Source organism: Gallibacter sp. Marseille-QA0791 (genome assembly GCF_965119705.1).
Lineage (GTDB): Bacteria > Bacillota > Clostridia > Peptostreptococcales > Anaerovoracaceae > Lentihominibacter > Lentihominibacter excrementipullorum.
The window spans coordinates 930,233-954,837 of sequence record NZ_CBCPMH010000001.1 but is presented as its reverse complement, the minus strand read 5'-3'; the positions used below and the strand labels follow the sequence as shown (position 1 = coordinate 954,837).

29 protein-coding genes and 2 pseudogenes are annotated in these 24,605 nt (G+C 50.9%); 28 read left to right on the top strand and 3 right to left on the bottom strand.

The features are described from left to right. Positions 1–7: 7 nt before the first annotated feature. Complete coding sequence (locus ACQY69_RS04355) at positions 8–697, bottom strand: hypothetical protein (RefSeq protein ID WP_428258944.1); 690 nt, start codon at positions 695–697, stop codon at positions 8–10. A 579-nt stretch (positions 698–1,276) separates the two neighbouring features. Between ACQY69_RS04355 and ACQY69_RS04350 the strand changes: the two genes are divergently transcribed. The 6 genes and pseudogenes from ACQY69_RS04350 (at position 1,277) to ACQY69_RS04325 (ending at position 5,977) form a co-directional block, all read left to right on the top strand. Next, positions 1,277–1,579, top strand: a complete 303-nt coding sequence (locus ACQY69_RS04350) for a hypothetical protein (protein ID WP_428258942.1) — start codon at positions 1,277–1,279, stop codon at positions 1,577–1,579. Between the two features lie 40 nt (positions 1,580–1,619). Continuing rightward, positions 1,620–2,246 carry a CatA-like O-acetyltransferase, family 2 gene (locus ACQY69_RS04345; protein WP_428258940.1) on the top strand — a complete coding sequence of 209 codons (627 nt, stop codon included), beginning with the start codon at positions 1,620–1,622 and terminating at the stop codon, positions 2,244–2,246. 94 nt (positions 2,247–2,340) lie between these two features. Then, a pseudogene (locus ACQY69_RS04340) lies at positions 2,341–2,391 on the top strand (hypothetical protein); the annotation flags it as partial. Between the two features lie 102 nt (positions 2,392–2,493). Then, positions 2,494–3,120 (top strand): CatA-like O-acetyltransferase, encoded by a 627-nt coding sequence (locus ACQY69_RS04335; RefSeq protein ID WP_428261013.1) that lies wholly within the window; start codon positions 2,494–2,496, stop codon positions 3,118–3,120. 43 nt (positions 3,121–3,163) lie between these two features. Beyond that, the gene (locus ACQY69_RS04330; protein ID WP_428258939.1) at positions 3,164–4,249 is read left to right on the top strand and encodes a helix-turn-helix domain-containing protein; all 1,086 of its coding nucleotides are present in this window, start codon (positions 3,164–3,166) and stop codon (positions 4,247–4,249) included. A 102-nt stretch (positions 4,250–4,351) separates the two neighbouring features. Then, entirely contained in the window at positions 4,352–5,977 is a 1,626-nt protein-coding gene (locus ACQY69_RS04325; protein WP_428258937.1) for an amidohydrolase, read from the top strand. 115 nt (positions 5,978–6,092) lie between these two features. Here ACQY69_RS04325 and ACQY69_RS04320 read toward each other — a convergent pair whose 3' ends face one another. Then, on the bottom strand, positions 6,093–7,505 hold the full coding sequence (locus tag ACQY69_RS04320; protein WP_428258935.1) for a vWA domain-containing protein: 1,413 nt from the start codon (positions 7,503–7,505) through the stop codon (positions 6,093–6,095). 147 nt (positions 7,506–7,652) lie between these two features. Here ACQY69_RS04320 and ACQY69_RS04315 point away from each other — a divergent pair, with 147 nt between their 5' ends. From ACQY69_RS04315 to ACQY69_RS04250, 14 genes and pseudogenes are all read left to right on the top strand, one after another. Next, positions 7,653–8,282: a GNAT family N-acetyltransferase gene (locus tag ACQY69_RS04315; protein ID WP_428258933.1), complete on the top strand. Its 630-nt coding sequence runs from the start codon at positions 7,653–7,655 to the stop codon at positions 8,280–8,282. 28 nt (positions 8,283–8,310) lie between these two features. After that, on the top strand, positions 8,311–8,769 hold the full coding sequence (locus tag ACQY69_RS04310) for a GNAT family N-acetyltransferase (RefSeq protein ID WP_428258931.1): 459 nt from the start codon (positions 8,311–8,313) through the stop codon (positions 8,767–8,769). Continuing rightward, on the top strand, positions 8,766–9,212 hold the full coding sequence (locus ACQY69_RS04305; RefSeq protein WP_428258929.1) for a GNAT family N-acetyltransferase: 447 nt from the start codon (positions 8,766–8,768) through the stop codon (positions 9,210–9,212). The genes ACQY69_RS04310 and ACQY69_RS04305 overlap by 4 nt, the downstream gene beginning before the upstream one ends. 337 nt (positions 9,213–9,549) lie before the next feature. Next, a complete protein-coding gene (locus ACQY69_RS04300; RefSeq protein WP_428258927.1) occupies positions 9,550–9,915 on the top strand; it encodes a VOC family protein in 366 nt (121 codons plus the stop codon). A gap of 87 nt (positions 9,916–10,002) precedes the next feature. Further along, positions 10,003–10,464 carry a hypothetical protein gene (locus ACQY69_RS04295; protein ID WP_428258925.1) on the top strand — a complete coding sequence of 154 codons (462 nt, stop codon included), beginning with the start codon at positions 10,003–10,005 and terminating at the stop codon, positions 10,462–10,464. Further along, positions 10,461–10,910: pseudogene (locus tag ACQY69_RS04290) on the top strand (GNAT family N-acetyltransferase); the annotation flags it as partial. The gene ACQY69_RS04295 and the pseudogene ACQY69_RS04290, both read left to right, overlap by 4 nt. Continuing rightward, entirely contained in the window at positions 10,893–11,378 is a 486-nt protein-coding gene (locus tag ACQY69_RS04285) for an N-acetyltransferase family protein (RefSeq protein WP_428261012.1), read from the top strand. The pseudogene ACQY69_RS04290 and the gene ACQY69_RS04285, both read left to right, overlap by 18 nt. A gap of 27 nt (positions 11,379–11,405) precedes the next feature. Continuing rightward, complete coding sequence (locus tag ACQY69_RS04280; protein ID WP_428258923.1) at positions 11,406–12,056, top strand: Vat family streptogramin A O-acetyltransferase; 651 nt, start codon at positions 11,406–11,408, stop codon at positions 12,054–12,056. Continuing rightward, on the top strand, positions 12,053–12,676 hold the full coding sequence (locus ACQY69_RS04275; protein ID WP_428258921.1) for a class I SAM-dependent methyltransferase: 624 nt from the start codon (positions 12,053–12,055) through the stop codon (positions 12,674–12,676). The genes ACQY69_RS04280 and ACQY69_RS04275 overlap by 4 nt, the downstream gene beginning before the upstream one ends. 148 nt (positions 12,677–12,824) lie before the next feature. Then, complete coding sequence (locus tag ACQY69_RS04270) at positions 12,825–14,291, top strand: DNA-3-methyladenine glycosylase 2 family protein (protein ID WP_428258919.1); 1,467 nt, start codon at positions 12,825–12,827, stop codon at positions 14,289–14,291. 45 nt (positions 14,292–14,336) lie between these two features. Further along, positions 14,337–14,876 (top strand): methylated-DNA--[protein]-cysteine S-methyltransferase, encoded by a 540-nt coding sequence (locus tag ACQY69_RS04265; protein WP_428258917.1) that lies wholly within the window; start codon positions 14,337–14,339, stop codon positions 14,874–14,876. 12 nt (positions 14,877–14,888) lie between these two features. Then, positions 14,889–15,788 (top strand): LysR family transcriptional regulator, encoded by a 900-nt coding sequence (locus ACQY69_RS04260; protein ID WP_428258916.1) that lies wholly within the window; start codon positions 14,889–14,891, stop codon positions 15,786–15,788. A gap of 248 nt (positions 15,789–16,036) precedes the next feature. Then, positions 16,037–16,714 (top strand): flavodoxin, encoded by a 678-nt coding sequence (locus ACQY69_RS04255; protein WP_428258915.1) that lies wholly within the window; start codon positions 16,037–16,039, stop codon positions 16,712–16,714. Between the two features lie 15 nt (positions 16,715–16,729). Then, complete coding sequence (locus ACQY69_RS04250; protein WP_428258914.1) at positions 16,730–17,398, top strand: DUF4405 domain-containing protein; 669 nt, start codon at positions 16,730–16,732, stop codon at positions 17,396–17,398. Positions 17,399–17,432: 34 nt separating this feature from the next. Here the strand turns inward: ACQY69_RS04250 and ACQY69_RS04245 are convergent, their stop codons facing one another. After that, positions 17,433–18,002, bottom strand: a complete 570-nt coding sequence (locus tag ACQY69_RS04245) for a TetR/AcrR family transcriptional regulator (RefSeq protein WP_428258912.1) — start codon at positions 18,000–18,002, stop codon at positions 17,433–17,435. Positions 18,003–18,182: 180 nt separating this feature from the next. On the opposite strand from ACQY69_RS04245, the gene ACQY69_RS04240 reads away from it, so the two are divergent. From ACQY69_RS04240 to ACQY69_RS04205, 8 genes are all read left to right on the top strand, one after another. Beyond that, positions 18,183–18,809 carry a flavodoxin gene (locus ACQY69_RS04240; protein ID WP_428258910.1) on the top strand — a complete coding sequence of 209 codons (627 nt, stop codon included), beginning with the start codon at positions 18,183–18,185 and terminating at the stop codon, positions 18,807–18,809. Positions 18,810–18,829: 20 nt separating this feature from the next. Further along, positions 18,830–18,991, top strand: a complete 162-nt coding sequence (locus ACQY69_RS04235; RefSeq protein WP_428258909.1) for a hypothetical protein — start codon at positions 18,830–18,832, stop codon at positions 18,989–18,991. Positions 18,992–19,008: 17 nt separating this feature from the next. After that, positions 19,009–19,818, top strand: a complete 810-nt coding sequence (locus ACQY69_RS04230; protein ID WP_428258908.1) for a GtrA family protein — start codon at positions 19,009–19,011, stop codon at positions 19,816–19,818. 33 nt (positions 19,819–19,851) lie between these two features. Beyond that, entirely contained in the window at positions 19,852–20,412 is a 561-nt protein-coding gene (locus ACQY69_RS04225; protein ID WP_428258906.1) for a zinc dependent phospholipase C family protein, read from the top strand. An 18-nt stretch (positions 20,413–20,430) separates the two neighbouring features. Then, positions 20,431–20,946 (top strand): Rrf2 family transcriptional regulator, encoded by a 516-nt coding sequence (locus ACQY69_RS04220; protein ID WP_428258904.1) that lies wholly within the window; start codon positions 20,431–20,433, stop codon positions 20,944–20,946. A gap of 318 nt (positions 20,947–21,264) precedes the next feature. After that, positions 21,265–22,041 (top strand): protein-ADP-ribose hydrolase, encoded by a 777-nt coding sequence (locus ACQY69_RS04215; protein ID WP_428258902.1) that lies wholly within the window; start codon positions 21,265–21,267, stop codon positions 22,039–22,041. Between the two features lie 70 nt (positions 22,042–22,111). Further along, on the top strand, positions 22,112–22,918 hold the full coding sequence (locus ACQY69_RS04210; protein WP_428258900.1) for an SIR2 family NAD-dependent protein deacylase: 807 nt from the start codon (positions 22,112–22,114) through the stop codon (positions 22,916–22,918). Positions 22,919–23,147: 229 nt separating this feature from the next. Then, positions 23,148–24,491, top strand: coding sequence for an RNA-binding domain-containing protein (locus ACQY69_RS04205; RefSeq protein WP_428258898.1), 1,344 nt, complete (start codon positions 23,148–23,150; stop codon positions 24,489–24,491). Positions 24,492–24,605: the final 114 nt, after the last annotated feature.

Genomic DNA, 24,605 nt, shown 5'->3' with positions numbered 1-24,605 from the left:
TCCTCCTTTACAGCCCTGTGTTTTCCGGAGACTGGCTACTGTCTGTGGATGGAGATGTCGGTTCGGCCTCAGGGCTTTCAGTCGGTGTTTCCTCCGGCAAGGATTCCGCAGGCTCCTGCTGAAGCTCCTGGGTCTGCTGGGTCTGCTGGGTCTGAGCCGGCTGGCCGTTGCTTTTATCCTTGTAGACGAAGAAATAGTAATAAGCGGCTGCCGCAGCCATGGCCAGTATCAGCAGTGTTATGATGACGGCCAGGGCTATTGTCCCTGCGCTGCTTCCTTTATTTTTGGTCTTGTGGACGACTTTTTTCCTGCCGGAGCGGGGCATCCTGGGCGCGGAAACGCCGGAACGTCTGGATTTCTTTTTAGTACGTTCTCGCGGCTGATCGTCGTTTCGGCGTTGCTCATTGCTGCGTCTTTGGCTGCCGGTTTTACTGCCGGCCTGCTCCGATGAATCCCCACCGCGTCTTTGGCTGCCGCCTCTTCTGCCCTCGTTGCCTGCAGCACCGTTTGCCGCACTGTCACGCTGGGTCTGGCGGCGCTGCCGCAGATATTCCTCGTAGCTGTCCTCGTAATTGCTGCATTCGCTGTAATTACCCTCTCTGGCCGTCGGCTTTGGCACAGGCCAGCCGCAGCCGGGGCATTTATCCGCGTACTGAGAGATTTCCCTTCCGCATTCCGGGCATCTGATCAATGCCATTTTTATCACCTCATTTTCATGTTACAGGAATTATAGCATCTGTATATCAAGGTTGTGTGACAGAATGGAATTTGAGTGAAAAATCGTGGATCAGATGGCGGTCAATGTATTTTTTGGGAATTTAGTTATACTTTTTTTCTGTGAAAATTAAAAAGTAAGTATAGTCGACGGATGGAAAGCAGGCGAAAAATCGCGGTATGAGGGGGTATTTTTATGGCTTGCACTGCACGTCGGCATGCCAGTCGGTTGTAAAAGAGCAGTGGGGCGGGATTTTGACAGATATGGGCAGGTGCAAGTTCTACTTAAAATTCCATTTTTATGAGATCAAGTATAATTTCGATAGGGGATTTAACTCCTGATATAAATTCAAGACGATAAATACCGGGGACGGGTATTTGAGATTAGGGATGTACGACAGCAAGCGGTGATAGTACGCCAGACGGGAAAGGCCACGGAAGCGGGTTATGAGCCCTTTTGGGCTTTTTATGGGCTTCATGAGATAAACGCATTGAGTTTTTCCCGGGAAACGGTATAATGGTTTAATAAGTCAAAGGACAGATGTCGCGAAGGAGAATGAAAATGAAAACCATAAGATTATTATATCCTGATTACCTGAGCGGAGGGCTGGACACGTATTACTTCGGTGCGGAGCTGCTGTCTCATATCGTTCCGGCCAATGAGAACCAGCCGTTGCTGAGAGTGGAGCTGGGACCGCCTGACGGCAGCGGCGGCGGAAGAATGACTTTCGAAAGGCTGTCCCGGGTGTTGGGGATGATAACAGAAGAGTCCGATGTAGTGGGCTTCACCATCGCCGAATATCTGCCTTTCGACGAGCATAAGCTCCACGATATGCTGGCAGGACTCAGAATTTTTACGGAGTGATGAGAGCAAAGAGGCGGTGACAGAGGACTGGAGGAAGGATATGACGAGAAAAACAGACCCTAAGGAGACGGCGCGGGCTCAGGCCTTTGAAATGTGGATAAAGGCGCCCATGCCTATGGTGACGCTGTTCAAGACTATAGATGTGACGAGGCTGGTGAAGCTCAGCCGCAAGGGAGGATATAAATTCAACATGCTCATGTGCTGGTGCATCGGCAAGGCGGCGTCACAGACGGAAGAGTTTTATATGCTTCCGGAAGACGATAAGATGATCGTCTATGACGGCATAGCTGTCAGCACGGTGGTGGATTTGGGAGGCGGGGGAATAAGCACCTGCGACATCCCCTTCTGCGATGATATGGGACAGTTCAGCCGTGAATATCTGCGACTGACGAAGCAGGTCGGGATCAGCGGGCAGCCATACGACCTGAGTCAGGAGCGGATGGTCATCGGCACTTCGGCCCTGACGGGATATGACATCGATGGAGCGGTAAATATCTATTCCGGAGTCTATAACAATCCCTTTCTTATCTGGGGACGGTACAGGAAGGGTCTGCTCAGGACTACCCTTCGGGTGTCGTTTCAGTTTCATCACACCCAGATGGACGGTATACCGGCGGCGGAATTCCTGGAAACGGTGCAGCGTGAGATAAACAGGCTGAATGTGTGAGAGGAGGAGCGGATGGATATACGAAAAATCGAGGGGAGAGATATCGACGGGGCAATAAGCCTCATTGGGAAGGTACGACGGCCGGACGTTCACGGTGAATTCTTCTCCCTATGCTGTGGAGGTTTATCACAGATTGGGATCTGAAGATACGGATAGCCGTCGATCGGCCGACGGAATGATATTCACACCTATGAAATTCGAAAAAAGTGAAAGGTCTGAAATACGAGACGGGCGGGAGGGAAGGAATATGAACCGATATGAGATAGTAGATGAGAGAAACTGGGAGCGGGCGATCCACTGCGCCGTTTTCAGAGACTGTGTCGAGCCGGCTTTCTGTGTGACCTTTGAAGCCGACATCACCGATTTCAGAAAAGCGGTGAAGGAGCAGGGCCTTTCTTTTACTATGGCCATGGTCTACGCTGTTTCGAAGTGCGCCAACGAGATAGAGGCTTTCAGATATCGTTTCCTGGACGGAAATGTGGTGTTGTTTGACAGAATAGATACGGCCTTTACATATATGGCTCCGGGTGACCGGCTGTTTAAAGTAGTGAACGTGCCTTTTACAGACGACATGGCGGAGTACTGCCGAACGGCGTTGGAGGCAGCTCAGGCGCAGAAGGAATATTTTACCGGCCCACTGGGAAACGACGTGTTCCAGTGCTCTCCTATGCCGTGGGTGACATACACACATATTTCACATACCAATTCGGGAAAGAGGGATAACGCGACGCCCCTTTTTGATTGGGGGAAATATCACGAGAAAGACGGGCGGACGGTGATGCCGGTTTCGGTCCAGGCTCATCACTCTTTCGTGGACGGCATACATATAGGTGAGTTCGTGGAAAAGCTGCAGCAGTTTTTTGACAATTTTTGATGAGATCTGCGAAATATTTATCTGGCAGGAATGGTGGTAAATAATGGTGAGAATGTCTGATTATAAGAAATTGGCCTTGATGAAAACGGTCGTATGCCGGACCGGAAGGCGTACTGATATACGGTATGTCAATGTGAGACATCATCCTATTCATATACATGACGGATGTGAGATATTATATTTGATAAAAGGCAGTCTCAACGTGAAGATAAGTTACGAGACCTACAGGCTGGAGGAAGGAGATTTCCTGCTGATAAATCCGTATGAGACTCATGCGCTGGGAGATGCGGGGAGCGAAAATGGCAATATCGCGGCTATAATACAGTGTGGAGAGGAGTTGTACGGGAAAAAGGACGGCATCCTCATGTGGCAGGCCACCCTGTACAATAAGGATAGTCATCTCCACCAGCAGGTAAAGACGATGATCAGGGAGATTCTCGCGGCAGACATGAAGACAGGAGATGGATCAGGTCGGCAGACTGATGAAAAGCTGCGGGATCTGCTGGATTTCCTGAAGAACAACTATAATATAGAGAATTACGACATCGTGAGGGAAGAGAAGAACGAGTTCGCCGAAAACCAGATGCTTTCCAGGCGAATCAACAGCATTATAGTGTATCTGTGTCATCATTATGATGAGTCCCCTACATTGCAGGCTATAGCTGACGCTCACGGAGTCAGCAGGTATTATCTGTCGCATATGATAAGGCGCGCTTTCGGGTTTTCTCTGCAGGAGCTGCTGGGAATAATGAGGGCGGAGCGGGCCGAGCTTTACTTGTTGGCGACAGACTGGCCGGCCGGCGTCATCTCCGATAAGGTGGGATTTTCTTCATACCAGTATTTCAACAAGTATTTCAAGATGTGCTTTCATATGTCTCCGGTAAAATACAGAAAGGCGAAGGCTGCCGATACGCCGGGCAAGACCGGCTTCGATGAGGAGGCCGTCAGCGTGGAGAAAGCCTTCGGGACGATGGAAGGCGGAGGATCTGAGACCGTCACCATAACGCTGAGACTTTCGGAGGGAGGGTGCGTCGTCCAGATGGGCGACCGAAGGCTGCGGCTCAGCGGCGGCGACAGCCTTTGTCTGGAAGAGCGAGATGTGAAGGAAGGGATATATATAAAAAAGTAGAGCAACTTCGCGAATAAAGACGGCAAGAAACGGATATCTTATCGTCTTTATTTTTTGTATATTTAAAATAGTTTTTAAATGAGGGAAAGCGGAGGTGAAAATATGGGAGACACATTATTCTATAACGGAGCGATATATACGATGAACGGAGACTATCCGGAGGCGGAGGCTCTGCTGGTAAGAGATGACAGGATATTATACGTGGGAACGCTGAGTGAAGCGGAGAAAATGGCCGCGGCGGATGTCCTTAGATACGATCTGCGGGGAAGGATGCTGCTTCCGGGCTTTATCGACGCGCATTGCCATCCGTCGCTGTGCGCCTTTTTCTCATCGGGGATACTGCTGAGTGTGGATATGACCAGGGAAGAGGTCGAGGATGCGGTAAAGGAATACATAGACCGGCACCCGGAGCGGGAAACATATTTTGGGATCGGATATCCGGAAGTCGCTTACGATGAGAAAGGTCCGAGGAAAGAAGTGCTGGACGCCATGTGTCCTGATAAACCGGTGATGATCCTGGGCAGCGGAGGCCATGAGGGCTGGTGCAATTCAAAGACCTTTGAGTTGGCGGGGATCACGAAGGAAACGCCGGATCCGGTACCGGGATTTCAGTATTTTGAACGGGACGAGGACGGGCAGCCTACGGGGCACCTGGTGGAAACAGATGTGCAGGAGATGATTTTCGGTAAGATAAATTTCTTCGATCAGGAGATATTGGGACAGAGTTACCTCGACGCTTTTGACGATTATTGCAGAGCAGGCGTCACGACACTGGCTGACTGCGGCGCCATGAAGTATATGGAGGGGGTCAGCATACCGTTTTTCCAGCAGTATTACGCCGACGGAGAGAATTGCAGACTCCGTGTTTCGGGCTGCGCCTTCACAGGGTCTGTCGACGATCTGGAGGATAATTTCAAAAGGCTCAGGGAGCGGCGTGACAAGTACGCGGGCGATCTCTACAAGGTGGATACATATAAGCTGATACTGGACGGGACTATCGAGTCCAGGAGCGCCAGCATGATGGAACCTTACGTGGAAGACGGATCAGTGGTAGCGCCTCTTCTGGAAGGAAAAGAATTGCAGGATCTCTTCGTGCGTGCAGCGTCCGAAGGCTTCGACATCCACTGTCACGCTATCGGCGACAGGGCTATCCATGAAGTGCTGATGGCGGCGAAGGCAGTGCGCGAAGCGGGGTATGATGATATCAGGATAACCAACGCCCACACCGAGTATGTACTGGAAGAGGATGCGCCTCTCTTTGGAAAGTATGATGTGATCGCCAACACCACAGGCGTGTGGCATTATGGCGGAAAGCCCAATAAGGGCAATATCATAAGCGAGAAGGCTTCGGATCCGTTTTACATGAAGCCTATCATCGATCACGGGGCGAAGGTTTCGCTGGGGAGCGACAGGCCGGTAGATCTGTATGGATATGAGCCGCTGAAGAGCATAGAGATGGCGATGACCAGGAAGATGTACGGTGTCGAGGACGCTCCGGAGCTGGAGCCTGAAGGCAGTGGCATGACCTTGCAGCAGTGCCTCGAAAGCTATACCTCCAGCGCCGCTTACCAGCTTCATATGGAAGATAAGATCGGGACGCTTGAGGCCGGGAAATACGCGGACCTGACGATGCTGGAAAAGGATCTTTTCAGTGTGGATCCACGAAGGATCCATGAGGTAAAGATCGAGATGACCATGATGAATGGAAAAATCACATATGAAAGATAATTACAAGGCGAGACAGGCAGCATTCCTGTCTCGCCTTGTATCTTAAGGGTGTATGGGATGTTCTACAGTATGCTCCTCCAGGCAGGCTGCAGCGCAAACGCATCGCATCAGCCTGTTATAGAACTACGTCGCAGCATTGAAAGTCGTTGTCGATATAGTGGGCGATGAAGCTGGCCTTGAACTGTCTGTCTCCGCAGATAGAAGAGCCGTCTTGATTTTCCCCGACACTGAGGTCTTCCGGCAGGACAAACTTGATGCAGTCTATTTTCACATCACGGCATCTGTTCCTGTTGTGAGCAGGGATAGTCATGGTCTTGAAGCCTCTCTTGTATTCAAGACCCTCCGAATCCACCTCGGTTACTATTGCCGCCAACGCTACGCGTTTGCCGGGGCATACGTTTTTCAGCGTCACGCTGAGCTGAAGGATGCGGCCGGCAGACTGCATCATCAAATCTCCGGAATCGAATACCAGAGAATCCTCACAGCCGTCTATAGTGATGTCCAGTGGCTGAGGGCAAGGCTCGGTCACCAGGACCTCACCGCAGTCGATGTTGATGACCGGATCGGGGAAGATGGCGGCGTTGCCTTCGGCATCGCTGTAAGAGATGCTCTCGTTGACAGCCATATCTCCGTCACAGTCTCCCACGTGTTGTACAGTGAATTCCAGGACGGCTCCTTCACTGCCGTCAACTCCCAGCTGGTCTATTCTCCATTCTACAGAGGTGGCTGTCAGGATATTGGCAGTACCTTTGGTCGGTGTTGAAATGGAGATTATATTGAAGCATGGAGACAGTGTGTCTTTCAAAATTATATTGGTAGCTCCGGGCTTGGAGATGTTCTTAGCCAGATCTTCGAATATAGCTTCCAGCTCCGTGTCATCGGGGGTTATGGTCACGTACGAGGATGATGGGTCGGAGGCCCAGTCGTTGAGAGCCTGTCCGTCTATCCCGCCGTTGCCGGTTAATCCTACGCAGAAGATGGTTATACCCTGGTCCTTCGCGTTTTCCGCTATAGGGGCGGGGGCGGGACCGGTGGTCGTTTCTCCATCGGTGAACATGACCATCACTCTGGCGTTGGCTGACTGGACGTCGAAGAGATCCATTCCCCTGGTGAACGCGTCTCCGTGGTTTGTGGAGCCTCCGGATCTCAGCGAATCCACCGAAGCCTTGAGATCGGCTACGGAGGTGATGAGCTGAGTGTCGGCAACAGCAGTATTGGAAAAGCTCACGATGCCTATGCGGCTTCCGGCGCCTATCTGACCGTCCTGTGTTCCCCCGGTGGCATCCGCGATGATATCGATGAATTTCTTCACCCCATTCTTCAGATTGGCGAGAGGACTCCCGGCCATGCTCTGCGAACGATCCAGCAACAGGACTATATCGGTCGGGTTGCTGACGATATCCGGAGAAGCAGTGAGCGATAACTTTATATTGAAGGTTTCCTCGCAGCTTATGCGGGCCGTACTTATTTCCTTATTGGCGTTGGTTATACCCATGGTATTTTTCCTTTCCGAGTCCCGGTTTGTCATCAGGGACTCCATATATGTTATGTGTGTTCGCCGGGAGCTGTGAAAACCGCAGCGGCCAAACCTCCGGAAAGGGATTGAATCGCCGCAAAAAAAGAAGTAAAATCAATGTACTGGTCGCGACGGAAAAGAAAAAGGAAGTGAGATGAAATGACAGAAAAAAACGATTACAGGATACGCGCAGAAGGACCTGACGATTATCGGAAAGTGGAAAATCTGGTTCGGGAGGCATTCTGGAACGTCTACAGACCAGGATGTTATGAACACTATGTGCTGCATCGTTACAGAGGCAGGGAGGACTTCGTTCCTCAGCTGGATCTGGTGCTGGAAAAAGACGGTGACATCATCGGTCACATCATGTACGTCCGTGGAAAGATACAGGCTGATGACGGCAGTGAAATCCCCGTCATGACTTTCGGCCCGCTCAGCATCCATCCCGACTGGCAGCGGAGAGGCTTTGGGAAAGCGCTGGTGGACTTTTCGCTGGAAAAGGCCGGAGAAATGGGAGCGAAAGTCGTTTGCATAGAGGGAGATATCGGGTTTTATGGAAAGTCCGGTTTTGTAGCAGCTGCTGAAAGGGGCATACGTTACGGTGATGATCCCGAAGGAGCCGATGCTCCGTATTTTCTCATAAAGGAGCTGAAAGAAGGTTTTCTTGAGAATGTTACCGGAAATTACAGCGCGCCGGATGGGTATTTCGTTGATGAGGAAGAGGTGGCGCGGTTTGACGCCGGATTCCCAAAGAAGGAAAAGCTGAGGCTGCCGGGGCAGCTGGAGTGAAGGAGAATAGGGAAGGAGCAGCTGAAAAATGAAGGCAGGAACGGCGTCGGAATTGAAGGTCAAAAGATTTGAGGAGCTGACGGCGGCGGAACTTTATGAGATACTCAGGGTCAGGATGGCAGTGTTCATCGTGGAGCAGAAATGTCCATATCAGGACATCGATGGTGTGGATCATATCAGTACCCATTTTTTCTATGAGGAAAGGGGTAAAGTACTGGCTTATCTCAGAGTCTTCCCGAGAGACAGGGAGAGCGGGATCTTCCAGATCGGAAGGGTTCTGACGGTTCGACGGGGGTGCGGCCTGGGAAAAGCACTGATGGAAGATGCTCTGGGATTGATAAAAACAGAAGGCGTTGCAGAGAAGCTGGTCATGGAGGCACAGTCTCATGCCATAGGTTTTTATGAAGGGCTGGGATTCCGGGTGAGATCTGACGAGTTTTTGGAAGACGGAATCCCCCACGTGATGATGGAGATGGGGCTTAAATGAAGATAAGTGAAGTGACGGGAGACAAAAAGCGATATCTTTCCCTGCTGCTTTGCGCGGATGAACAGGAGAATATGATAGACCGGTATCTGGATAATGGGACTATGTATATATTGACAGAGGGCGGCGCAGTACGGGGAGAATGCGTCGTTACCGATGAGGGAGATGGGGTCCTTGAAATCAAAAATATAGCGATAGAACCGGAATCACGAGGAAAGGGATATGGGAAAGCGTTGATAGATTTCATCGGCGAAAGGTATGAGAGACGATATCGCATTTTACAGGTGGGGACAGGCGATAGCAAGGCAACGGTCCCTTTCTATGAAAGGTGCGGCTTTCATCGTTCTCATATGATCAAAAATTTTTTCACGGATAATTACGATCATCCTATATATGAAGGCGGCGTTCAGCTGATCCACATGGTTTATCTGCGGCGTAAGCTGTAGAAGGTAAGGAGGACAGGAAAGATGTTTAATTGCATCCTCGTCGGCATCGGAGGATCTATCGGTTCAGTGGACAGAATTTGACGGAAAGCACTGGTTTGCAGGAAATTTTGCCGGATTCTCAATGGAAAGCGAAAATCCGGCAGCTTTGACACGAGAATGTGCCGGGTTTTCCGGGAAGGCAAAAAATTCGGCAGGCGATGTGCCGGATTTTCAATCAAAACGTGGAATCCGGCAAGAAGTTGTGTCAGGCGTGCCGGATTTGAGAAGAATTTTAAAAATCCGGCAGGAAACATTACAGGAGGATATCAGTGGCCGCGTTTGGCAGGAGGTGAAGGCCATGAGATTGAAAAACGTATTGATCGTCGTCAGGGATATTGAAAGGTCGAAGCGATTCTATCACGACTTGTTTGGACTTAACGTAGTCCTCGACAACGATGGGAATGTGATATTGACGGAAGGGCTGGTACTCCAGGATGAGAAGATATGGAAAGGCTTTCTGGGGCGGGACATCGTGTCGGAGAGCAATTCCTGCGAGCTGTATTTTGAGGAGAAGGATATAGAGGCTTTTGCTGAGCGCCTCCAACGGCTCTATCCTTCCATCAGATATGTAAACAGGCTCATGACTCACAGTTGGGGACAGAAGGTGATAAGGTTCTATGACCCTGACGGCAATCTGATAGAAGTCGGCACGCCGATGGCATGAAAAGGTTTCCGCCACAGCGCTGACGACGGTCATCATAGCAGGCATATACATCGATAAAAAGGCGAAGACGGATACGGAGGCAGATAAATGAATTCGTTGATATTTACAAAGAAAGGGATAGTGTACAGTATCATATTTTTTGTGATGTTTCCATTGTGCTTTCAGTGTGCCTTGCTGGTGGAAAGGGGCGAAGATTCACTGCATGAAATCATGTGGGACGTGTCATGGGCGTCTTATCTGCTGGGAATTTGGCCGCTGATATCGGGAGTGCTGGCGGGAACGTACATGATCGTGATGATGGCGCTTCACAGAAAACTGTCAGCTTCATGTCCTGCGGGGAGATGGATATCTCTGGGAGTGGTTGTTTTCAACGGTCTGCTCTGCATTCTCCCTTTTATCCTGGCTGTTTTCGGGATCGTGGATGTGACGTTCGAGATAAATATCTTCTTTTATCCCTTCAGCAGCCTATACTGCATGCTGGTGGTGATGCTGCTGCTTTTCATCATCGTCGATATCCTCAGAAACAGGAAGAAGACGGTGGAAAGATGAAGCTGCGGGAATACAGGGAAGAGGACTGCAGGGAGCTGGCCAGGCTGTTTTACGACACGGTTCATACAGTCAATGGGGCGGACTACACGGGGAAGCAACTGGATGCGTGGGCGCCGGAGGACATCGACTTGGCAAGCTGGAACCAGTCGTTTCTGGAGCATCATACTGTTGTCGCGGTTCGGAACGGGATCATCGCGGGTTTCGGAGACATGGAGGATGGAGGATATCTGGACAGACTGTACGTTCACCGGGAGCACCAAGGTAAAGGTGTCGGCTCCGCCATCTGCGATAGATTGGAGCGAAAAGCGCGGGGCAAGGTCGTCGTCCATGCTTCCATTACGGCCAGACCTTTCTTTGAAAGGAGAGGTTACAGGGTCGTGAAGGCGCAGCAGGTGGAAAGGAGGGGCGTCGCCCTGGTCAATTTCATCATGGAAAAGAATACAGGCTGCGTCGTAAGGAAGATGAGAAAAGACGAGATACAGCTGCTGGATGATTTCCTTTACGAAGCTATATTTGTTCCGGAGGGGACGGAACCTCCGCCAAGGGATATCGTAGAAAAGCCTGAGCTGCGGATCTACACGGAAGGGTTCGGAGGTTCAGCGCACGACAGGGCGCTGGTGGCCGAGACAGACGGCCGGGTGGTCGGCGCCATATGGTCACGCATCATGGATGATTATGGGCATATCGACGATGGCACACCTTCTATGGCTATGGCAGTAAAGGACGGACACAGGGGCAGGGGTACGGGGACGGCGCTGCTGGATGAGATGCTCCGTACATTGAGGAAAGCCGGATATCCTATGGTTTCCCTGTCAGTCCAGAAGGAAAACTACGCGGCGGACATGTATCTGAAGGCCGGTTTTAAGATCCTGGACGAAACCGATGAGGAATACATCATGGTGGCCCATCTGTAGACAAAATTACTGAAAGGCGGTGATATCATGCAGGGACCAAACCCTAAAGCGATACATCCTAATGAAAACATACCCAGTGTCTGCTTCATCAGAAACACCATTACAAGGCCCAATATCATCGTCGGAGAATACACATATTACGATGATCCGGCGGATCCGGAAAATTTCCAGGAGCACGTAACCCATCATTATGAGTTTATCGGCGACAAGCTCATTATCGGGAAATTCTGCGCCATCGGCAAGGGTATTGAATTCGTCATGAATGGGGCGAATCATCGGATGAACAGCGTGACTACATATCCGTTTAACATCATGGGCGGCGGCTGGGAAAAGTGTACGCCTGCCATCGAGGACCTGCCCATCAAAGGTGACACTGTCGTGGGAAACGACGTGTGGATAGGTCAGAACGTGACGGTGATGCCGGGCATCCACATCGGAGATGGTGCTGTGATCGCAGCTGACTCCGTGGTGACAGGAGACATCCCGGCGTATCACATCGCAGGCGGCAATCCATGCCGCGTAATCAGAAAGCGGTTTGACGACGCGCTGATCGAGCACTTGTTGAAGCTCCGTTGGTGGGACTGGGATGCGGAGAAGATATCCGACAATCTGGAAGCGCTGTGCAGCGGAGATCCGGGAAAGATAATGGAGATAGGACCGGAGGAGGGAAGAACGTGAGAAACCCGTGGCAAGAGATTTCACTTGATGATTATGAGAACCATATGAAATTGGATTCCGTCATGCAGCTTCAGACTCTGGACAGCATGATGAAGGAACAGCTTAACGATTATCCCGTGTCCAGCGTGATGATACTCGGTGTTGCCGGCGGAAACGGTCTCAGACATGTTCCAACGGACAGGATATCGAAGATATACGGCGTGGATATAAATCCCCGGTATCTGGAGGAAACAGTGGCCAGATATGGGTATATGGGCGAGACGCTGGAATGTCTTTGCATCGATTTGTGCGAAAACTTGGAAGAATTGCCTCAGGCTGATATGGTCATCGCCAATCTGCTGGTGGAGTACATCGGGTATGAGGCATTTCAGCGAGTCGTGGAAAAAGTGTCGTCGCCGATCGTTTCGTGTGGGATTCAAATCAACGGCGAGGAAAGTTGGGTATCCGATTCTCCGTACATCCATGTGTTCGACGGTCTGGATAAAGTCCATCATCAGATAGAGGAGTGGGGGTTGGAGGAAGCCATGTCAGCAACAGGATATGTTTTGTCCAGGAGGGCGGAATCTCCTCTTCCCAACGGGAAAAAGCTGGTCAGAATGGATTTTAAAAACTTTGATTGAGAAGAGAGCGGGCGCGTGATCCGCTCTTTTTCATTTCGTCCGTGCAAGACGGACAAGTGGCGTGCGGATAAATATTTCCATGTCCGAAAACGGCTAGTTTTTCTGCGGCGCCGTGGTATAATCTAGCAAGAAGGAGCTGTGAGAAGCTATGAAAGAGAAGAGAGAGTTCTTGTATGAAATCTTGAAAGCCAGAGATCCCAGATATGACGGCAGGCTTTTCGTGGGAGTGCTGTCTACCGGGATATATTGCCGCACCGTCTGCAATGCTAAACTGCCTAAGGCCGAGAATTGTGTGTATTTCAGGACTGCGGCGGAAGCGGAGAAGGCCGGGTTCAGACCTTGTCTTCAATGCAGACCGGAGCTGGCGCCTGGCTTTGCGCCTGTGGATGCCACTTCGTCTCTGGCGCGAAAGGCCGCGGAGCTGATAGAAAGCGGCTGCGGCAGCGACGAGAGCATTTCTGAGATAGCGGAAAAGCTGGGCTGTACGGACAGACATCTGCGACGGGCTTTTGAGATGGAATATCATGTCTCGCCGGTCCAGTACCGTCAGACGTGCCGTCTGTTGCTGGCCAAGACGCTGCTGACCGACTCGGAGCTTTCTGTCACGGAAGTGGCTATGGCATCCGGGTTCGGGAGCCTGAGGCGATTCAACGAGCTGTTCAGGAAGCGGTACAGGCTGACGCCCACTGCCCTGAGACGGAGTGTCGCAAAGGACGGGGAAAGAAAGGCGGTCGGCGTTACGCTGGGCCTGGGTTACCGTCCGCCGTATCAATGGGACAGGCTGTTGAAGTTTCTCAGCTACAGAGCGATCCCGGGGGTGGAGATCGTCAGGGACGGCGTCTATTATCGTACGGCGAGGCTGTCTGTGAAGGATGGCAGGGAATTGACGGGATGGATAAAGGTCGGCAACAACGAGGGAAAGGACAGGCTCCAGGTGACCATATCCGACTCTCTGCTGCCGGTGCTGCCTCAGGTGTTGAGCCGCATACGCCGTCAGTTCGACTTGTACTGCGAACCGGCGGTGATACAGGAGAAGCTGATTTCCATGGACGATATAAAGCCGGGGCTATTCGTTCCCGGAACCCGCATACCGGGGTGCTTCGACATGTTCGAAATGAGCGTGCGGGCTGTGCTGGGGCAGCAGATAACCGTAAAGGCGGCGACTACGCTGGCAGGAAGGTTTGTAGAGAAATTTGGTATTCAGACGGAGACGGGTATAGAAGGACTGGACTTCGTATTTCCATCGGCCGAACAGATACTTTCCCTGGGAGATCGCACGGAAGGAGAGTTGTCGGCTCTCGGTATCATCTCATCGAGGGCCAGGACTATCTGCAGCCTGGCAGAACTGATAGCGTCGCGGGAAACAGGTTTCGAGCTGTGGGCAGATCCGGAGGCGGAGATGACAAGGCTCGTGGAAATACCCGGCATCGGCCCGTGGACAGCCGGATACATCGCCATGCGGGCTTTCGGCTGGACTGACGCTTTCCTGGAGACGGACCTGGGCGTAAAGAAGGGACTGGCTCCCCGCAGCCGGAAGGAAATGCTGGAACTGGCGGAAAGCTGGCGGCCGTGGCGAGCATATGCCGTTATGTGTATCTGGAACGCTTCGGAGTAGCAGGAAGAAAGTCATCGGAGCACAGATCAGAGAAAGGAGAAGAACATGTTTTACAAGACATTTTACCCCTCGCCGATAGGGAATCTCACATTGGGAAGCGATGGAGACAATCTGGTCGGACTGTGGATAGAAGGACAGAAATATTACGAGGACACGGTGGACGAGGAGATGATACACAGGGACGACGTGCCGGTGTTCGATGAGACAAGGGAATGGCTGGACAGGTATTTCAACGGAGAAGAGCCGGAGATATCAGCGCTGCCGATGGCGCCCATAGGCGGTGAGTTCCGGCAGGAGGTGTGGAAGATACTGTGTGATATCCCATACGGGGAAGTGACTACATACGGCGAGATAGCCAGGAAGATAGCCGCCATGAAGGGCAAGGACTCCATGTCGGCCCAGGCTGTGGGCGGCGCTGTAGGCCATAATCCCATATCCATCATCATCCCGTGTCACAGGGTCGTAGGCACCAACGGCAGCCTGACGGGATATGCAGGGGGTATCGACTTGAAGATATGGCTGCTGGAACATGAGGGGGTGGACACCTCCAGGTTTTTCGTTCCTAAAAAAGGGACGGCACTGTAAGGAGGTGCGGACATGGAAATAAGGGTATTGCGGTATTTTCTGGCCGTAGCGCGGGAGGAAAGCATTACGAAGGCCGCCGAGGTGCTTCATATAACTCAGCCGACCCTGAGCCGTCAGATATCTCAGCTGGAAGAGGGGATGGGAGTCAGGCTGCTGGAGCGGGGAACGAGGAAGGTGACACTTACCGAGGAAGGCCTGCTTTTGAAGCGGAGAGCCGAGGAAATACTGGAGCTGGTAGATAAGACGGAAAAGGAAATAGCGCAGCAGGAAAAAAATGTAGGAGGAGTCGTATCAGTGGGCTGCGGAGACCTGGCAGCAGTCCAGATCCTTCCCGATATCTTTCGCCGCTTCCATGAACGTTATCCGGCAGTTACATTCGACATCTACACGGCTACTGCTGACCACATAAAGGACAGGATGGACCGGGGACTGACGGATGTCGGTCTGCTGCTGGAGCCTGTCGATATGGAGAAATATGAATTCATCAGGCTGGACAGGGCTGAACGGTGGATAGTCGTCATGCATCCCGGGTCGCCGCTGGCACAGAAAGATTATATCACGGCGGAGGATCTCAAAGAGGTACCTCTCATCCTTCCTCGGCGTCTCAATGTCAGGAGCGAGTTGGCCCACTGGTTCGGTGAGTATTACGACGAGCTGAATGTACTGTTTACCAGCAATCTGCCTTCTAACAGCGCTGTCATGGCGCATAACAGGCTGGCATGCGCCATTGCGATACAGGGGTCGATCTCCTTCTGGGACAGGGAAAAGATAGTTTGCCGTCCATTGTCGCCGGAATTGAGCGCCAACAGCGTACTGGCCTGGAAACGTCAACAGCCCTTCGGTCTGGCTGCCGCCAGGTTCATCGAATTCCTGAAGGAAACGCTGGAAAAGTCTTTCAATACGTTGTTATGATTTCAATGTTGCAGTCAGGTTTTCAACTAATCTGCGGTCGGACCGGGTTGTTGATCCATGCTTTTAAAGCATGAAATATCATAAAAACAAGGTATTAGACATGGCAAAACAGCAAATCTATAATGTAAGCGTGACAGGAAGAATATATCCCTTTCAGGCTTACATTTTTTGTGCTGCGGGCGGCGCGGGATGGGTCGGGAAAGCGGGGATATGAAACGATGAGATGAAAGAAGATGGAGGTGCTGTTTATGAAGCGACTTACAGTATGTATATTGGTTTTCCTGATGGCCGTTTCGCTGGCGGCCTGTGGTCAGGAGCAGCAGGGAAGCGGTGAAAGCGAACCGGCTGACAATCAGTCAGAGGCCGAAGCGCAGCCGGCTGACGGAGACGGCAGTGTGCTGATAGCGTATTTCTCATGGGCGCAGAATGCCGAGACGGATGAGGACGTGGATGCCGTCACGTCGCCGAGCGTTGTGGTGCCGGGAGATGTGCAGCGGCTGGCAGGCTGGGTGCAGGAGGGTACAGGCGGCGATGTCTTCACCATACAGGTGACGGAGCCGTATCCTTCGGATTGGGATGAATGCCTTGACAGGGCAAACGAGGAGCGGGCTGAAAATGCCAGACCGGAGCTGACAGCCCAGGTGGAGAACATGGATGATTACGATACGGTCTTCATCGGCTATCCCAACTGGTGGTACGGGGCGCCGATGGCGGTGCTGTCATTTCTGGAGGATTACGATTTTTCCGGAAAACAGGTGTATCTGTTCTGCTCTCACGGCACGGGCGGGCTGGCTAACAGCGTAGAGGACATCAGTGATTCTGTAAGCGGCGGCGAGATATCCGAGAATGTCTTCGATGTCTACGAGGAAGATGCTGCGTCGTCGAGAGATGACATCATGGACTGGCTGGGTCAACTGGGGTATTAGAGGGGAGATGGTCTCTTGAAACGGCAGATGAAACTGAAACTCCTGGTCGATATGGTGATGACGGCACTGCTGCCGTGTCAGATGGCATATATGCTGATAGGCGAGACGGCCCACGAGTGGATGGGGACGGCCATGCTTGTCATGTTCATCGTCCACAACATTCTCAACAGAAAATGGTATGGAAATCTGTTCAAGGGCAGATACAGCGCTGGACGTGTCCTGAGGACCGGTGTCAACTTTATGGTATTCCTTTCCATGGCAGGACTGATGGTCAGCGGAATCATCCTGTCGAGGGAGGTGTTTGCATTCCTGCCGCTGGAAGGAGGGCTGGGCTTTGCCAGGACTCTCCACATGGTATCGGCTTATTGGGGATTTATACTGATGAGTGTTCATCTGGGGCTGCACTGGGGGATGGTGATGAACGTAGTGAAAAAGGCGGCGGGGATATCATCCGCCTCGAAGGTGCGCAGTCTGATCGTCAGGGCAGTTGCGCTGGCAGTCTGTTGTTTCGGCGGGTACGCCTTGATACGCAACAACATAGCTGATTATCTGTTGATGAGGAGCCAGTTTGTGTTCTTCGATATGGAAATGCCTCTGGCTGTATTTTTCGCGGAGTATCTGGCGATGATGGGACTTTGGGGCTGCCTGGCCTACTATGTGGACCGGGTCCTGGCGACCTGTTGACCTGCCGGCTCAACGGGCCGGCAGGCCGTTTCACCTATCCCTTGACCACACTGGACATGCCGTTGCATATCAGTCTGGTGGCCATATCGATGAGATCTTCCAGCGGCAGCTTCTTCCCGTCGGCGACCCACTGGCGGTACAGCAGCGCCGAGTTGGCTCCGTAATAGGCGAAGACCAGATTTTCCGCGTACTGGTCCAGGCCGAATACGCCGCGGTTGGTCTCCTTCCTGTAGTCCATTATCTTCTTGTTTATGCGCATCCACACCGTCTGATAGCTTCCGTTGCACAGCAGCTTCTCGTGGAGGGGCGACATTACGGCGGCGTGCTCGAAAAACAGACGCACCAGGTCGCGGATGTCCTTCATGCTGCTGTAGGACACGTCCTGTCTGATGAAAGTCTCGGCTATCTCATCCTGAAGTTCTCGCAGCAAATCGTCCAGGTCGGTGTAGTGGAGGTAAAAGGTCTTGCGGTTTATCTGGGCCCGGGCGGCCAGCTCTTTGATGGTTATCTGTTCGTAATCCATTTCGCATATCATCTCTTCGAATGCGTCCCGGATGGCTTTCTTCGTCTTTCGGACCCGAAGGTCTTCTTTTTTCTTTTCCATGGATATTCAACTCCCTTCTGAGAATTATTCCTCACGGCAGACAAATGTGTTGCTTAATACAATAATTAGCTGCACATGTCCGTTGAAAGGTGGATCTGTATCAATTATAATGCAAACATGAGGAAAAAGCAACACAAAGGAAATAAAACTCGCAATGAGTAAAAATGAAAGGAGTGAATCATGGGAAAGAAACGAATGGTGACGGCGATAGCAGCCGTAATGTTGCTGGTATTTACACTGGCGGCCTGCGGACAGTCGGGCGGTTCGGCTCAGGGAAATCAGAACAGCGGCTCGGCCCGGGACGGCCAGGGCGGTGCGGCAGCGGGAGATAGCAGCACGCTGGTAGCCTATTTTTCCTGGTCGGGCAATACCGAGGAGATGGCGTCTTACATCGCGGAGCAGACAGGGGGAGACCTGTACGAGATACAGCCTGAGACTCCTTATCCGACCGATTACAACGAGTGCGGCGATGTGGCTCTCGAGGAAAGGGACAGCGACGCACGGCCGGCCATCGCCAACCTGCCGGATTCCATAGACCAGTACGACAGGATACTGATAGGCTACCCTATATGGTGGCACACGGCTCCGATGATAATCGGGACCTTCCTGGAGAGCTACGACCTTACCGACAAGGATGTGTATCCATTCACACAGTCGGCGTCGATGGATACGGAGCAGTTCGATAATTCCATCCGGTTCGTAAGGGACAACGCGGCAGGGGCCAACGTCCACGACGGCCTGTTTGCGGAGCACACCGACACGGGGGCCATCGACGATTATCTCTCGGAGAACGGCCTCCTGCAGTAGGGACCATGAGGGAAATCATCATGAGAAAAGCAGGGGCTTTGATAAAAGTGATGACGGTGCTCATTTTTGCGGCGCTGCTGGGCGGGTGCAGCCAGATGGAAAGCGGGGATTCCGGAACGTCAGGCGGCTCGGGAGAGAAGAGGGCGGCTTCCCAGGAGATTTACAGATATGAGCCGCGATAAAGACGGCTCTCACATATGTGAAGAAAGAGATATGGGGATACGATACGATCGGCATCATGGACGCAGACGGCCAGCATCGTCCTGAGGACATGATGAGACTGCTGGATTTTTCAAAGGAGCACAGGCAAGCGCTTTGCCTGGGCGTGCGAAAAGTTGGAAAGGATATGCCGCTGAGATCGAGATTGGGAAACGGGATAACGAGAAAGGTATTCAGACTGGTCAGCGGGACGGCAGTATCAGATACTCAGACAGGATTGAGAGCCTTCGATATAAGACTTCTGCCTGACCTCCTGGCAGTCAGCGGAGAGAGGTACGAATATGAAATGAATGTGCTGCTGACATGCGCCAGGAAGCATATCGATATAGAGGAGATGGAGATAGAGACCATATATCATGACAGAGAAAATTCGTGCTCCCATTTCAACTCTGTAAGGGACTCCTTCAGGATATACAAGGATATCTTCAAGTTCACCTTATCTTCCATGTCGAGCTTTCTGCTGGATTACGGACTCTTCTCGCTGTTCATGCTGTTCCTGCCTCACACAACAGCGATGGTCATGGCCGGGAACGTTACAGCCAGAGTGGTGAGCGCTCTGTACAATTACAATATCAATTGCCGCCATGTTTTCCATACCAGGCGAAAGGCGTCGACTGCTTTTCAGTATATACTTCTGGCAGGCGTGATACTGCTGCTCAACAATATAATATTGGATTTTCTCGTTCAGTCTGCCGGCTTGTCGGTGTACCCGGCAAAGTTGATAACGGAATGTGTGCTTTTCATCATCAGTTGGACTGTTCAGAAGCAACTGATATTCCGTGTCGCGTGACGCGGGGAAAAGGCTTGTGAAGGGAGGCTGAAAATGCAGACTATAGATCACAGGATGTTGGGGATATCCCTTGTGAAAAGACTGGAAGAGCAGCAACGGGTACCGTTGGGCTGCAGATTGATGTTCATATGGGGAAGTATAGAACCGGATCTTAATTACCTGACGTTTCTGAAAGGGTTCCTCAGATGCAGCTCTCTGAAAGGACATAGTTTTGTCAACAGCAGCAGGCGCATAAAGGTCCTGCTGGAAAGGATAGACGGCAGATATCCGAAAGCGCTGAAATACTACCGTGCCGGCAAGGTGATCCATTATCTGGCAGACGCTTTCACATTCCCGCATAATGAAGCCTTTACCGGTAATATCAGGCAGCATATGAAATACGAACATATGCTTCACGGAAGATTCACGGCGGCCCTGGCGCGATGGGAGGGACGGAGAAGAAGAAAGATGGGCAAAAAAGAGCTGCTTGATGCTTTCGATTCGGCCCATGAACGGTATATAAGGCGAAGGAGGGCCGAGATGGATGACATCAGATACATACTGGCGCTGGCCAACAGGGTGTTCTTCAATATCATTCCCGATTGCGGCAGCTGAGAGTTTGTGGTAAAGTAGTTGATACAGAAGTCAACTGAAGAGACCGCAGGCGGCAGCGAAGGAAAGGGAGATGGTCTTATGCAGATATCCAGCCGGTTCACTATAGCAGTCCACATCTTTGCGTGTATCGATACATTCGGGAAAGAACACAAGATAACCAGTGATTTCCTGGCAGGCAGCATCAATGTCAATCCAGTCATCATAAGACGGATACTTTCACAGCTAAAGGCGGCAGGGCTGGTGGAAGTGAAACGGGGCAGCGGAGGTACCTCCATGGCGAAACCGGCGGAGGAGATCACTTTCCTGGATATATATGAGGCGGTGGAGTGCGTGGAAAAAGAAGGCCTTTTTCATTTCCATGAAAATCCTAATATCAACTGTCCGGTAGGAAGAAATATACACAATGTATTGGACGCTAAGCTTACGCAGGTACAACAGGCGCTTGAGGCGGAGCTTAAGCATATCACTCTGGCGGAAGTCATCCGTGATACGCGTCGGTATATTTCCGCGGAAACAGCCCCGGAGAAGGGATAGGGGTGAAAGCCGCAACGCGGTTCGCAAGTATAATCAAACAGGAATAACGTGACGAAAGTGCAGCAGCTGGAGATCGTTTACCATCTGCTGCGTTTATTTTTTTGAAGAGAAGATTTTTTCGAAAAAAGTTGTTGTAACTATTGACGTTACATGCAAGCGGTGATATATTTTTGTTATAATAAATATAGTTACAACAAGAGCCCGAAAAAAGAGCCCGAAAACCTCAGCCTCGGTGCGATATAATGTGTCAGGCGTACAGGAGAGGATAGGAGTAGAGAAGTCACAGGAAGATGTCAAAAGCGAAAGGGAGGCTAAGCGATGGATCAGGATGAGAGGCTTGTGTATCTGATAGAATATTTGATGGGAGAGCGGGACGAGTATCGCCGGCTCTCCATACCGGAGGAAAAGGAGGACAGGAGACGGCTGCTGCGTTCGCTGATGAATGTCCGCCCTCCCGATCCAGTCAGCGATGATTTCCTGAAGGTGCAGGATGAATATCTGCGGCAGAGACTGGAGGAACGTGGCGTGACGACAGTGGCGCAGCTGACGCCGGTGAGAAGGCACATATATCTCTGGCAGGGGGATATAACGACGCTGAAAGCTGACGCCATCGTAAACGCCGCCAACAGCGGTATGCTGGGGTGTTTCGTCCCGTGCCACGGCTGCATAGATAATGCCATCCATACTTACGCCGGGGTACAGTTACGGATGGAGTGCCGACGACTGATGGAAAAGCAGGGCGACCCTGAGCCGGCGGGCCAGGCCAGGATCACTGGCGGCTACAATCTCCCGGCGGCTCACGTCATACACACGGTGGGGCCTGTCGTCCGGGGGAGCGTTACGGAAAAGGACAGGGAAATGCTGAGAGCCTGCTACCGCTCCTGCCTGGAACTGGCAGATAAAAGCGGACTGAAATCCATCGCGTTTTGCTGCGTTTCCACTGGAGAATTCCATTTCCCCAATGAAGAAGCGGCGCGGATAGCTGTCGAAACAGTGACGGGATATCTGGATGAAAAAGACGTGGAGATGGAGGTGATATTCAATGTCTTTAAGGATGAGGACCTTGAAATCTACAGACGATTGCTGGCAGAATGAAAAGGGAACAGAGCGGCTCCGGAAGGCTCTGGACGAGGCGGACGCCGTATTGATAGGAGCGGGAGCCGGGATGTCCACATCGGCAGGATTTACATATGATGGCGACAGGTTCCGCGAGAATTTTGCCGACTTCGAGGAAAAATACGGGTTCCACGATATGTATACGGGAGGCTTCTATCCGTATGACACGCAGGAAGAACATTGGGCGTATTGGAGCCGGTATATTTACATTAACCGGTATATGGATGCTCCGAAGCCGGTTTACAGAGAGCTTTATGATTTGGTAAAGGATAAAGATTATTTTGTCCTGACAACCAATGTGGACCACTGCTTTCAAAAAGCGGGATTTGACAAGCGCCGCCTGTTTTATACGCAAGGGGATTATGGGTTGTTCCAGTGCAGTGTACCTTGCCATAAGGAAACTTATGACAATGCAGAGATTATCCGTAAAATGATTGAAGCACAAGGCTATGTGATCGCTGAAAGCGGTGAGATGAATTTACCGGAAGGGATTGTGCCTAAAATGGAGGTTCCCTCTGAATTGGTTCCCCATTGTCCGAAGTGCGGAAAACCTATGAGTATGAATCTCCGGGCTGATGATACTTTTGTGGAGGATGAAGGCTGGCACAGGGCAGCACAGCGATATTCTGATTTTCTCCGCAGACATCAAAACATGAAAGTGCTGTTTTTAGAAGCAGCCGTTGGCTTCAATACGCCAACGATAGTCAAGTATAGCTTCTGGCGGATGGCATACGAGTGGGAAGATGCGGTGTATGCCTGTTTGAATTACGGAGAGGCTTTTGCCCCTGATGAAATAAAAAAGAAGTCAATTTGTATCAATGGAGATATTGGAGCAATATTAAAAAAACTAAAGTAAAAAGCAACAGATTCAATGCCGGTTCGCTATCGATGTGCATTTTGAATTTGACTATATTACTAGAGAAAAAGCGGATTTTTAAGTTGACAAGCTATTGAAATATGACTGTATTTATGCATGTTGCGAAAGAATCGGTTCATAATCGTATCATAATCGGTTCAGATGATTTGACACGATTAGATCGATTTGCTATTATAGAACCATTAATGACAATGGAGGAGATGGCGGTATGCTTTTTCGGGAAAGTGAGACCATAGAACTGAAAGAAGTTGTTGTGGACGAAATCATAAAGGAAATCATTGCTTTTGCTAACTGTGAGGGTGGAAAACTGTATATTGGCGTTCAGGATGACGGCACGGTAGTCGGAGTGGCCGATCCTGACGGCGTATCTTTGCAAATCAGCAATATGGTACGAGATGCCATCAAGCCCGATGTAACGATGTTTCTGCACTATAAAACCATTGAAGAAGATGGAAAAGAGATCGTTGCTGTTGATATTCAGCGAGGGACAGATCGCCCTTATTATCTTGCAAAGAAAGGGATGCGTCCAGAGGGGGTATATGTCAGGCAAGGGTATTCCTCGGTTCCGGCTACTGACACGGCGATCTGCCGTATGATTAAGGAAACGGATGGGGATCGCTTTGAAGCGATGCGCTCACTGAACCAGGAACTTACATTTGAAACCACAAAAAAGGAATTTGAGTTTCGGAATATAGAATTTGGTCCGCAGCAAATGCGTACTTTGAAGTTTGTCGATCAGGATAACCTTTACAGCAATTTGGGGCTGCTCCTGTCCGATCAATGTGTCCATACAATTAAAATTGCTGTTTTTCAGGGAAAAGATCAGACGGTTTTTAAGGATCGTCGGGAATTTACCGGGTCGCTGCTGCAACAGATGAATGAAGCGTATGATTTTATTGACTTCCGCAATCAGACTCGTGCGACCATAAAAAAATTATTGAGGATCGATGTCAGGGACTACCCTGAAATCGCCGTCAGGGAAGCATTGCTGAATTTACTGGTTCATCGAGATTATTCCTTTAGCGCCAGTGCGCTTATCAGTATTTATGCTGACCGGATTGAATTTGTGTCCATTGGTGGGTTGATGCCGGGAATTGACCTGGAAGATATTATGGTGGGTATTTCCGTATGTCGAAATCAGGATCTTGCGAATGTATTCTATCGGTTGCATTTAATTGAGGCCTATGGTACTGGAGTGGGAAAAATAATGAAGGCATATGAAGGCATGGAGGAAAAGCCTGTGATTGAAACCACGAAAAATGCCTTTAAGATCATACTTCCGAATATTAACGTAAAATATGAAAAGGGCAGTAATCCGGCACTTCCGTCAGAACCGTCGGCAAACATTTCCGATGGTGTGCCAACTAGTGCCAGAGAAGAAAAAGTATTGGAATATGCCCGGATACATGGGGCTGTTACAAGAAGTGATATAGTCGGATTGTTTGGAGTAAGTTCGTCTACTGCTGCCAGAATTCTAAAAAAGCTGGTAAAAAGCAACCTGTTAAAGCAGAATGGAAAAGCGAGAAACACCAGCTATACTATTGTAAAATAATGAAACTACATGCCGCACAGCCGATTGGAACAATCCAGCCGGCTGTTTGTAGTTAGAAGGCATGCCGCATTATACAAGTTTTTTGGCGTACAATAAACATAGCACTCCGGTGAT